The sequence below is a fragment of the Paracoccus niistensis genome, from assembly GCF_042432925.1.
GTDB classification, from domain to species: Bacteria; Pseudomonadota; Alphaproteobacteria; order Rhodobacterales; family Rhodobacteraceae; genus Paracoccus; species Paracoccus niistensis.
In genome coordinates this window covers 1-10,140 of the sequence record NZ_JBHLWE010000037.1, presented here as the reverse complement: position 1 = coordinate 10,140, position 10,140 = coordinate 1, and the positions used below count along the sequence as shown (strand labels likewise).

10 protein-coding genes are annotated in these 10,140 nt (G+C 63.7%); 5 read left to right on the top strand and 5 right to left on the bottom strand.

Features of this window, described 5'->3' with window-relative positions; all coding sequences use genetic code 11:
• Positions 1 to 162 precede the first annotated feature (162 nt).
• The 3 genes from ACFFII_RS11505 to ACFFII_RS11495 all read right to left on the bottom strand — a co-directional run bounded on the left by ACFFII_RS11505 (position 163) and on the right by ACFFII_RS11495 (position 2,393).
• The gene (locus tag ACFFII_RS11505; protein WP_377699023.1) at positions 163 to 528 is read right to left on the bottom strand and encodes a hypothetical protein; all 366 of its coding nucleotides are present in this window, start codon (positions 526 to 528) and stop codon (positions 163 to 165) included.
• 116 nt (positions 529 to 644) lie between these two features.
• Positions 645 to 1,724, bottom strand: a complete 1,080-nt coding sequence (locus ACFFII_RS11500; protein WP_377699022.1) for a PLP-dependent cysteine synthase family protein — start codon at positions 1,722 to 1,724, stop codon at positions 645 to 647.
• A 96-nt stretch (positions 1,725 to 1,820) separates the two neighbouring features.
• A complete protein-coding gene (locus tag ACFFII_RS11495) occupies positions 1,821 to 2,393 on the bottom strand; it encodes an NADPH-dependent FMN reductase (protein WP_377699021.1) in 573 nt (190 codons plus the stop codon).
• Between the two features lie 304 nt (positions 2,394 to 2,697).
• Between ACFFII_RS11495 and ACFFII_RS11490 the strand changes: the two genes are divergently transcribed.
• On the top strand, positions 2,698 to 4,143 hold the full coding sequence (locus ACFFII_RS11490) for a glucose/sorbosone family PQQ-dependent dehydrogenase (RefSeq protein WP_377699020.1): 1,446 nt from the start codon (positions 2,698 to 2,700) through the stop codon (positions 4,141 to 4,143).
• A 140-nt stretch (positions 4,144 to 4,283) separates the two neighbouring features.
• On the opposite strand, the gene ACFFII_RS11485 is transcribed toward ACFFII_RS11490, so the two are convergent.
• A complete protein-coding gene (locus ACFFII_RS11485; protein WP_377699019.1) occupies positions 4,284 to 5,183 on the bottom strand; it encodes a LysR family transcriptional regulator in 900 nt (299 codons plus the stop codon).
• A 171-nt stretch (positions 5,184 to 5,354) separates the two neighbouring features.
• On the opposite strand from ACFFII_RS11485, the gene ACFFII_RS11480 reads away from it, so the two are divergent.
• From ACFFII_RS11480 to ygiD, 4 genes are all read left to right on the top strand, one after another.
• Positions 5,355 to 5,780: a DoxX family protein gene (locus tag ACFFII_RS11480; RefSeq protein WP_377699018.1), complete on the top strand. Its 426-nt coding sequence runs from the start codon at positions 5,355 to 5,357 to the stop codon at positions 5,778 to 5,780.
• 62 nt (positions 5,781 to 5,842) lie between these two features.
• On the top strand, positions 5,843 to 6,808 hold the full coding sequence (locus ACFFII_RS11475; protein WP_377699017.1) for a glutathione S-transferase family protein: 966 nt from the start codon (positions 5,843 to 5,845) through the stop codon (positions 6,806 to 6,808).
• Positions 6,805 to 7,398 carry an alpha/beta hydrolase family protein gene (locus tag ACFFII_RS11470; protein WP_377699016.1) on the top strand — a complete coding sequence of 198 codons (594 nt, stop codon included), beginning with the start codon at positions 6,805 to 6,807 and terminating at the stop codon, positions 7,396 to 7,398. Before ACFFII_RS11475 ends, ACFFII_RS11470 begins: the two co-directional genes overlap by 4 nt.
• Before the next feature lie 107 nt (positions 7,399 to 7,505).
• Complete coding sequence (gene ygiD / locus ACFFII_RS11465; protein ID WP_377699024.1) at positions 7,506 to 8,312, top strand: 4,5-DOPA-extradiol-dioxygenase; 807 nt, start codon at positions 7,506 to 7,508, stop codon at positions 8,310 to 8,312.
• Positions 8,313 to 9,133: 821 nt separating this feature from the next.
• On the opposite strand, the gene ACFFII_RS11460 is transcribed toward ygiD, so the two are convergent.
• The gene (locus tag ACFFII_RS11460) at positions 9,134 to 9,991 is read right to left on the bottom strand and encodes a class I SAM-dependent methyltransferase (RefSeq protein WP_377699015.1); all 858 of its coding nucleotides are present in this window, start codon (positions 9,989 to 9,991) and stop codon (positions 9,134 to 9,136) included.
• Positions 9,992 to 10,140: the final 149 nt, after the last annotated feature.

Here is a 10,140-nt window from a genome sequence, read left to right as displayed (position 1 = left end):
GGTGGCGTTCGAGGCCCGTGCTATGCAAACTTAACCTGACGTCCACGAAACCGGCAGCAGGCCAGAGCGTCTTAATGAAGACCAAGTCCACCGTCTTGCCACCAACCTCGATGCACCGGTTCGAGGTTGGTCATCTAAGGCGTTCTTCTTCGCGCAACTACGTCAGGCGCCGTTTCCGCAGACCTTCTTGAAAACTGCGGTGCACTCCGACTGCCATGCCGCATAATGACGTTCCGCATCGGCCGGAAACCGGCCCAGTTCGACTGCAAGATCGAAGAAACCGCGCCGCGGCTGGCGCTCCGTGCGGCTGACGACCAGCGCCGCGATCATGGGCCGCCCGGCAGCCACATCCTCTCGCATCGTCTGCTCGAGCGCGGCGGCGATCCGCTGGATGCTGCCGGGGGAAGCCAGTCCAAGCGCCTTTGCGAGCTCCTGATAGGTAAAACAGGTCGCTCCGGCCCTCCGGTCCGACAGCAGGGTCCGCAGCCGCGTGACGAGCATTGCGGTATTGTCCGCAGGGTCGGTCATCTTCCAATCGCCTTGCCGTCCACCAACGACCTTGCCGTCGCAGACTCCACAGTCGCGGACCCTTGGCAGGATGGCAACTGCGGCAGCCTTCGGCGTCCCCGCTTCCTGTTGGTCCGTCACCCCATCTGATAGCCGGGGGTGGAGAGCGACAACGCGCGCTCCTCCTCGTTCATGTCCTCGTTGATACCCTCGAACAACAGCGTGGTCAGGTACCGCTCGCCGGTGTCGGGCAGCATGGCCAGGATCACCGAACCCTCGGCTGCACGCTCGGCGATCCGCATGGCGACCGCAAGGCTCGCCCCGCCCGAGATCCCCGTCAGGATGCCCTCGCGGCTCGCAAGCTCCTTCGCCCAGGCGATGCCGTCAGCCCCCGAGACCGGGATCAGTTCGTCATAGCCGCCGTTGTCCAGCGCCTCCTGCAGCACGAAGGGGATGAAGTCCGGCGTCCAGCCTTGGATGGGATGCGGCTCGAAGGCGGGGTGGCTGGCGGCAGGGGCCCCGTCCGGCCCGCGCTCCTGAGCAACGCCGCTGGACACCAAGGCGGCATTCGTCGGCTCGGACAGGATGATCTTCGTCTCGGGGCGCTCGCGGCGCAGCACGCGCGACAGTCCGGTCACCGTGCCCCCGGTGCCGTAGCCTGTGACGACGTAATCAAGCCGGTCGCCGGCAAAGTCGCCGATGATCTCGCGCGCCGTGGTCGCCTCATGGATATCGGCATTGGCGGCGGTTTCGAACTGGCGGGCCAGGAACCAGCCATGTGCGTCAGCCAGTTCCACCGCTTTCATGTACATGCCGGTGCCCTTTAGCGCGCGGGGGGTCAGCACCACCTTTGCCCCCAGCATCCGCATCAGCCGGCGCCGTTCGACCGAGAAGCTCTCGGCCATCGTCACCACCAGCGGATAGCCCTTCTGCGCACAGACCATCGCCAGACCGATCCCTGTGTTGCCACTGGTCGCTTCCACCACGGTCTGACCGGGCTGCAGGGTACCGTCGCGTTCGGCCGCCTCGATAATGTTCAGCGCCAGGCGGTCCTTGACCGACGCCGCCGGGTTGAAGAACTCGGCCTTGACGTAGAGGCGCACGCCCCGGGGCGCGAGGTTGTTGATCCGGATCACCGGGGTGTCGCCGACCGTGTCGAGGATCGAGTCGAACAGCCGCCCGCGCCCCATGGTGTGACGGATCGATTGCTCTGGCATTGTCTCACTCCCGAGTGGATTTCTTTGTGCGGCGGCAAACCACGGCGAACCGTGACCTGTGACCGGCTCCGCATTGCTCAATCGGCGCTTCCCGCGTCAGCCCCCGCGCGGATAGACGCTCAGCACCCGCCCGATGAAGTCGCGGAACTCCCCCATGTAGTTGCGCAGGAAGTTCTCGGTGGAGGGCACGCTGACCTGGCCATCGTCCGAGATCAGGTCCGGCGTGAACTGGATATAGGCCTCGACCGCGTTCATCATCGGCGAGTTGCAGAAGCCCAGGATGCTTTTCAGATGCTGCTGGCCCACGGCGGTGCCGATCGCGCCCGGCGAGGTGCCGATGATCGCCGAGGGCTTGCGGGTGAACGCGTTCTGCCCGTAGGGGCGGCTCGCCCAGTCGATGGCGTTCTTCAGCGCGCCGGGGATCGAGCGGTTGTATTCGGGCGTGACGAACAGCACCGCATCCACGTCGGCGATCGCCGCCTTGAAGTCGCGCGCCACCGGCGGAAAGTCGCTGTCATAGTCGTAGCTGTAAAGCGGCAGGGCGCCGAAGGGGATCTCGCGCATCTCCAGCCCGGCCGGCGCGAGCCGCACCAGCGCCTTGGCGAGCTTGCGGTTGATCGAGCCTTTCGCAAGGCTACCCACGAAGTAGCCGACGGTGAAGTCCGACATCTCATCCTCCAAGCTCGGGACTTCCTGCGTGCGCCTTGCAGGCAGGAAGACAGTGCAGGCTGACAGACAGCCTACGACAAAGGGGGCCTTCCGTCTCGGGCAAGATGCATCCGCGCGCGCCTGTGAGGTGGCGAGGGACTCAGAAGGCTCAGGCAAGCGCGCAGTTGGCAAGGCACATTGAGTTCTGGCTGCCTTCTGTGCGGAACCGCACCGGCGCAAGTCCGTTCGCCTTGCATGGCGAAAAGGAGCGGATCTCCGTTGCAGCGCCATCGTGACGTTGCCGCCATGCTTCAGGGAGGTTGCAATGACGCGAAGCATTCTCGGCATTCTGCTGGGAACAGCGTTGTCCATTCCCATGGCCTGGGCCCAGGAGGCGGAAGCACCGCCCGCGGGCAACGCCCTCGCACTCGAGACCTTTTCGGGCCGGGTCTTGGCCAGCGGCCTCGAAGGCCCGTGGGAGGTCACCTGGGGGCCCGACGACATGCTCTGGGTGACCGAGCGCTCGGCGGGCCGTGTCAGCCGCATCAACCCCGAGACGGGGGAAAAGACCGAGCTGCTGAGGATCGACGACGTGCTCAGCGACGCGCAGCACCAAGGGCTGCTCGGGATGGCGCTGCATCCCGATCTGCTGAAGGGGGACGGGAACAACTACGTCTATCTCTATCACACCTACGACTCGACGCCGGACAACGGCGACGATCAGGACGCCCCCAGGGCAAAGATCGTCCGCGTCGCCTATGACGAGGCGGCGGGGACACTGGGCGAGCCGACCGAGCTGATCTCGGGCATCCCGGCCGGCAACGACCACAATGGCGGGCGGCTGAAGATCGGGCCGGACGGCATGCTCTACGCCACCTTGGGCGAGCAGGGCGCCAACCAGTTCGGCAACTGGTGCAAGCCCATCGAGGCGCAGCGGCTGCCGACCGCCGAGGAGGTCGGCGCCGAGGACTGGTCCGCCTACAAGGGCAAGACCCTGCGCATGAACCTGGACGGCTCGATCCCCGAGGACAACCCGGAGATTGAGGGCGTGCGCAGCCATGTCTTCACCTATGGCCACCGCAACCCGCAGGGCATCGTCTTCGGCCCCGATGGCACGCTCTATCAGAGCGAGCACGGCGCCAATGCCGATGACGAGATCAACATCCTCGAGGGCGGCATCAACTTCGGCTGGCCGCATGTCGCTGGCTTCCGCGACAACCAGGCCTATGTCTATGCCAACTGGTCCGAGGCGCCGAACTGCGAGGACCTCACCTGGACCAACCTGATGGACGAGGAGAGTCTGCCCGACGAGGTGCCGTTCGAGAAGGAGACCGACTGGGACGGCGACTTCGCCGAGCCGCTGAAGACACTCTTCACGGTGCCGAACGGCTATGACTTCGAGGACGAGGCCTGCGGCGATCTCTTCTTCATCTGCCGGCCCGGGGTCGCGCCCTCGAGCATCGACTATTATCCCGAGGACGGGCCGATCCCGGGCTGGGGGCCATCGCTTCTGGTGACGACGTTGAAGAACGGCGCCGTCTATCGCCTGCTGCTGACCGGGGACGGTCAGGGCATCCGCGACATCGACCGGCTGTTCGGCACCGTGAACCGCTACCGCGACCTGGCGATCGCGCCCGACAACCGCACGATCTGCGTCGCCACGGACGCCGGCGGCATCGCCCGCGGCGCGGATGCGGGTGCCACTGATAAACTGGCCAATCCCGGATCGATCCTGGTGTTTACCTACACCGGGGACGGCGCGGCCGAGTAACGGCGCAAACAGGGCGGCGCATTGCGCCGCCCACCGAACCGGTCTTCACAGAGAAAGATGGCACGGAGCCGCAATGCCAGTTTGACTCGGCCAAGTGTTTGGGGGAGCGTTCTGGCGAAGAGGCGGCTTTGCGTGCGTACTCACGGCGTACCCGTCCTCATCGCCATTCCTTGAGCGACGAAATCCAGAAATGCGCGTGTGCGGCGTGCCAGACGGCGCTGCCCCAGATAAACCGCATGAATGTCAAGTTGCGGCCCGGATATCTCGGGCAGGACCTGTTCCAGGCGTCCGTCATCCAGATCGGCCTGCACCATGTAGTCGGGACAGAGCGCGATTCCCTCGCCCTCGATCGCCAGATCCCGGGCCATGCGGGTGCTGTTCACAAGATATGAACCGTGCACAGCGATCCGGTGCAGCTGGCCGCTCACGGTCAGAGGCCAGGCACCATCCCCGCGCATGTTCGTGTCACGGATGCAGATGTGGCGGGCCAGATCGTCCAGATGTTCGGGACGCCCAGCACGGTTCAAGTAAGCACCGGCAGCCACCGGCACGAGGCTGGTCCGCCCTAGGAGGCGGGCGATCAATGCCGAGTCGCCCAGCCGCCCAATGCGGATCGCCACGTCGATGCCCTCGGCGGCAAGATCGACGAAACGGTCCGACAGGCGCAGGTCGATCACCAGATCAGGATGCGAGGCTCTGAAGCGGCGCACGTGGGACAGGACCTGAAGCTCTCCGAAGGTAACCGGGGCCGAGAGGCGCAGGGTGCCGGAAAGGCCGCGGTGCGTCTCGCGCAACCCGCCCGTCATCTCCTCGAGCCGGTCCAGCCAGTCGGGTGCCTGCGCCATCAGCTTTTCGCCCGCCGCCGTCAGGCCAAGCCTGCGCGTCGTGCGCTGCAGAAGCTGAGTGCCCAGCCGGGCCTCAAGCTCGGCCATGTATTTGGAGGCCAGTTTGGGAGACATGCCCAGCCGTGCCGCAGCCCCCGAGAACGAGCCGGTCTCGACCGAGGCGACAAAGACGCGCATGCCGTCAACCAGATCCATACGCTCTCTCATTCGGAACATGGCAGGGAAAGTGATACCATGCCTTCGCCATTTTCGCCAAGCGCGGCAAGGCGCATGTTTCTGTCACCAAACAAGACCAGCCCCGCGGCGCAACGTAACACGATCGCACCGACGGGCCTCCCCCTGACCTCATTCGAAGGAACCGCAGACATGATCGACTTCAAGACCGCTCCCCAGGCCATTTTCGCGCTGCGCGTGACGACTGGGCTCCTCTTCCTCGTCCACGGGCTCATCAAGCTCTTCGTCTTTACCCCCGCCGGAACCGCCGGCTATTTCGAATCCCTCGGCCTGCCCGGTGCGCTCAGCTATCTGACGATGCTGGTCGAGATCGCGGGCGGCATCGCGCTGATCCTCGGGGTCAAGGCACGCTTCGTCTCGGCGGCGTTGGTGCCCATGCTTCTGGGCGCTGCCGTCTTCGGACATGGCAGCTTCGGCTTCAACTGGTCGAACCCGAACGGTGGCTGGGAATACCCGGTGATGTGGGCGGTGGTGCAGGCCGCAATCGCGGCGCTCGGCGATGGTGCCTATGCACTGGTTCCCAGCGGCAAGACCGCTGGCCGGGTGCACTACGCCTGATCGAAAGCATGTGCCGCGCCGGTCCCCCCGGCGCGGCCTCCCCCATTCGAAGGAGTCGCAAGATGTTGGTGAATGGCAAATGGACTGCAGACTGGCACCCGGTGCAGGCCACGGACGAACAGGGGCGGTTTGTCCGCCAGCGGTCCTCGTTCCGCAACTGGATCACTGCCGATGGTGCGCCGGGGCCGACAGGCACCGGGGGCTTCAAGGCCGAGGCCGGGCGTTACCGGCTCTATGTGGCACTCATCTGCCCCTGGGCCTCGCGCACGCTGATCGCGCGCAAACTGAAGGGGCTGGAGGATCTGATTGCCGTGACCGTGGTCAACCCGGTACTGACATCTGAAGGCTGGGGCTTCGGCGGGTATCCGGGGGCCGATGCCGACCCCCTGCATGCCGTGACCCATCTGCACCAACTCTACACCCGCGCCGACGATGATTATTCCGGCCGCGCCACGGTGCCGGTGCTGTGGGACGAGGCGACCGACACCATGGTCAGCAACGAAAGTGCCGACATCGTCCGGATGTTCAACACCGCCTTTGCGGACCTGGTCCCGGGCATGCCCGATCTTTACCCGGCAGACCTCACCGCCGACATCGACGCGCTGAACGCCGAGGTTTATGACCGCCTGAACAACGGTGTCTACAAGGCCGGGTTTGCCTCTTCGCAGCCTGCCTATGACGAGGCGGTGGCGGGTGTCTTCGCGATGCTCGACCAGCTGGAAGACCGTCTGACCGGCGATTTCCTCTTCGGCGACCGATTTACCGAAGCTGACATCCGTCTGTTCGTGACCCTTATACGTTTCGATGCAGCCTACCATGGCCTGTTCAAGACCAACCTCCGCCGCATCGCCGACTATTCGCGCCTCTCGGCCTACATGGAACGGGTCCTGCGCCTGCCGGGCGTCCGGGACACCGTCAACCTCGATCACATCAAGGCCGGGTACTACTCAATCAAGGCACTGAACCCCGCGGGCATTGTGCCGATCGGCCCCGACCATGTGGTACGACTGCTGGAGTCTGTCCAATGAGTTCGACCAACCCGCGCATTATCTTCCTGCATGGCGTCGGAAGCAACGGTGCCGCCATGGCTCCCCTGGGCGAAGCGCTTGGAGTCTTGGATCATGCTGCCTTCCCTGATGGACCGCAGCCCTTCGACATGGGTGCGGGGCGCCAATGGTTCTCGGTCAAGGGCGTGACCGAGGCGAACCGTCCCCGCCGCATCGCCGACGCGATGCCCGCGTTCATCGATCTGATCGAACGCTTCGGCGATCCTCGCAACGCCGTGCTGGTCGGCTTTTCGCAGGGAGCGATCATGGCGTTGCACGCGGTCGCCGCAGGTGTTCCGGTCGTGGGCGTCATCGCGCTGTCGGGGCGGCTGGCGGGGCGTATCAGTCCGCGCAGTGACTGGCCCACCATCACGCTGCTGCATGGCACCAACGATCCCGTGATGCCGCTTGCTGTTGCCCGCGCTACAGAAGTCTGGCTGCAAGACGCCGGAGCCGCGCCACGTCTGACAATGTTCGATGGCCTCGGCCATGAGATTGACGCGCGCGTTCTTGAAGCGATTGGTGATACGCCTTCCCCAACTGGTGGGCGAACCACACACTTGTCGTCCTGACGCCATTTGTTCCTTTCTACGGGCCTCCGCCGACGGATACCCGTCAACCCAGTCCGAGAGGCTGATATGGAAGCGACGCCTGCACTGTTTCTCGGTCACGGCAGCCCCTGAACACTGTGGAAGAGAATGGCTATACACGCGCCTGGCGCAGCCTGGTGGCGGCCCTGCCGCGGCTGGGGGCGATCCTCGTGGTCTCGGCGCATTGGTTCATCGGTGCGACCGCTGTGACCGCGACGGCGCGGCCAAGGACCATCCATGACGTCTACGGCTTTCCGAAGGAACTGTTCGACTTCGCTTACCCCGCACCGGGCCTGCCAGAGCTAGCTGGCGAAATCGCCGAAGTCGTGAAGCCGCACTGGGTTGGCGCCGACAATGATCAGTGCGGTCTGGACCACGGCACTTGGAGCGTGCTGGCCCACCTGTTTCCCAAGGCCGACGTTCCGGTCGTGCAACTGTCGATCAATGCGCTGAAGCCCATGAATTATCACCTCGACCTTGCCGCCAGGCTGAACGCTTTGCGGAAGAGCGGGGTGATGATCATCTCGAACGGTAATGTCCTCCACAACCTGTGCCGGATCGAGTGGAACAAGTCGGACGCGGGCGCCGCCTGGGCGCAACGTTTCGACGATTTGATCGCCCGACAGATGTCCGAAGCGCCCGCCGACATTCTGAAGGCGCTGGAACACCCCGACTATGCGATGGCGGTTCCCACGCCCGATCATTTCATCCCGCTGCTCTATACCGCCGGGCTGGTAGAGGCGGGGACGGATTCCAAGGCGCTACTCCGCGGCTATGCGCTGGGATCGCTGTTGATGACCTGCTACGGCGTCGGCATGGAGGGCGTGAACTGGGAGAAGGCTGAAGGTGCAGCGACTCTGCCGCAAGGGGTGCCTCCCGACCAGATCAACATCTGAGGCAGCGGCGGTGTCATGTCACCGCCGCCGTCCGGTTGACCCGCATCGTTCCTTGCGCCCCAAGGGCACGCAGTCCGGGGATAAACCGTCAGGACGCGTCTGGTGAAATCACGAAGTTCGGACATGTAATGCGATGTGCCGAACTCATGGTGTTGAGGACAAGCCGAAGAACGTGGCTTCGAGTTAGAGTGTTTTAAATCAGGTGAGTGATGGGTGGAGAAGGTTGAACGTCAGGCTCATCCCCTCCGCCACTCGCCCTTGCGAACGTGTTCTCTCGACCCGTACTCATTCTAATTTTCTTGTTATTTTAGAGACTTGTGCAGGGCTGGCTGTTCACCATCCTAGGCACTGCAGAGGCAAGATTTGTTCTCTCCTGGCCAATATTCTCTGGGCCTGTTGCCTACGCAAGTTTGGTGAAGACCTTTTTAAGTTGTTGAAATTGTTCTGGAGGAACAGAAGAGGGGCTGCCTCGTTCGAGATCGGGGGCGACTGAAAAGATGGAACAGAAGTCGAACTATCGTCGATGATCTGTGCCAGTCAGAGCGGCCAAGGCCAAGCACTGCAGGTCTTGTCCGGCTAGCTGAACGCCGATGTTCATCCGCCATCGCTCGTCCGCAGAGCCGTGACACGAGATGCTGGACTGACCGCAAGGGGCGGAAAGCGGACGTGCGCAGACGCTGAAGGCTACACGCGGCAGCAAGAGGAAGCGGTGGTTTCGATGCCGCGGCAAGGTCAGGGAACCTAGCTGCGCGCATCGTCGCGAGGAGCCCAAGGTGGACATCTGAGAGGCAGGGCTGCCGTTCCAATCTCACTTGGGCAAGTCAGGGGAGTTTACGCAACAGCGTTATCATGTAACGATTGTTCCTGATGAAGGCTTCGCTGGTCCGGAAGTTACCTCGAAGCCGGGCATCCAGCCGGGCGAGCCGGCGTCTGCCGAGAATGAGTTTCAGCAGGTGCGCAGTAGCCCAGCGAGTTCCTGGTCGTTTGATCAAGAGTTCAGAATCAATCCGGTCAACCGCTTTCCCGAAGACATGAAAGAGTTCTTGCTCGAGAACGATCGATGGTGCCACCGCCTCGGTAATGTCTTCCGATGCAAGCTCCTCCACCGGCAGGGCAGCGACAGCCTTCCGGAACTTCGCGATCGGATGGCCGCCGCCGGGGGGCCTGACCTCACCTGCCACTGCGAATCCTTCCGACCGGAAGCAATCCGCGATCAGGACGTGGCCCCCCGGCTGCGTGACTTTCAGCGCCTTATCGAGCGCGGTCTCAAGGGGGATGTACTGGAAGCTCTCGGAGAACAGGCAAAGATTGAAGCGCTCCGCCGCTTCGAAGTCCTCAAACGTCATCTCGTGAACTTTGGCCTGAGGAGCGTTATTGCGGCAGCGGTCCGCGAGACAACGCGAGGGAACCACGATTTCCACGCGGTGCCCGAGGGCGATGAGTTCCTTGGCAGTTTCCCCTGCGCCTCCACCGATATCCAAAATCGAGAGTGGGCCGTCGGGAAGAAAAGCGAACAGCTTTGCCGTGTAGGCTGCCTGTGCGGCGCCAAGATTGCTCGCGTTGACTTCGAGCCCGGTCCAGAGGCCATAGTGCAAGTTCTCGGCGCCGGTGAGCCACTTAACGAGTTCGGCTGCAACGTCGAGACCGACAGATCGGCTGTCTAGGCGCTTCTTCCCCATGCAGAGCACCCTATCAAAAGGGCGGTGAGCGGCAAGCGATGTCGGTGAGTCCGGGGCCAACGTCCCCTTCGTCTGCAGCGCATCACCCTAGGCTCAGGACCCATTGTCTTCATGGCCAGAACATGACGGTGGCTGCGAGGGGTCGACGC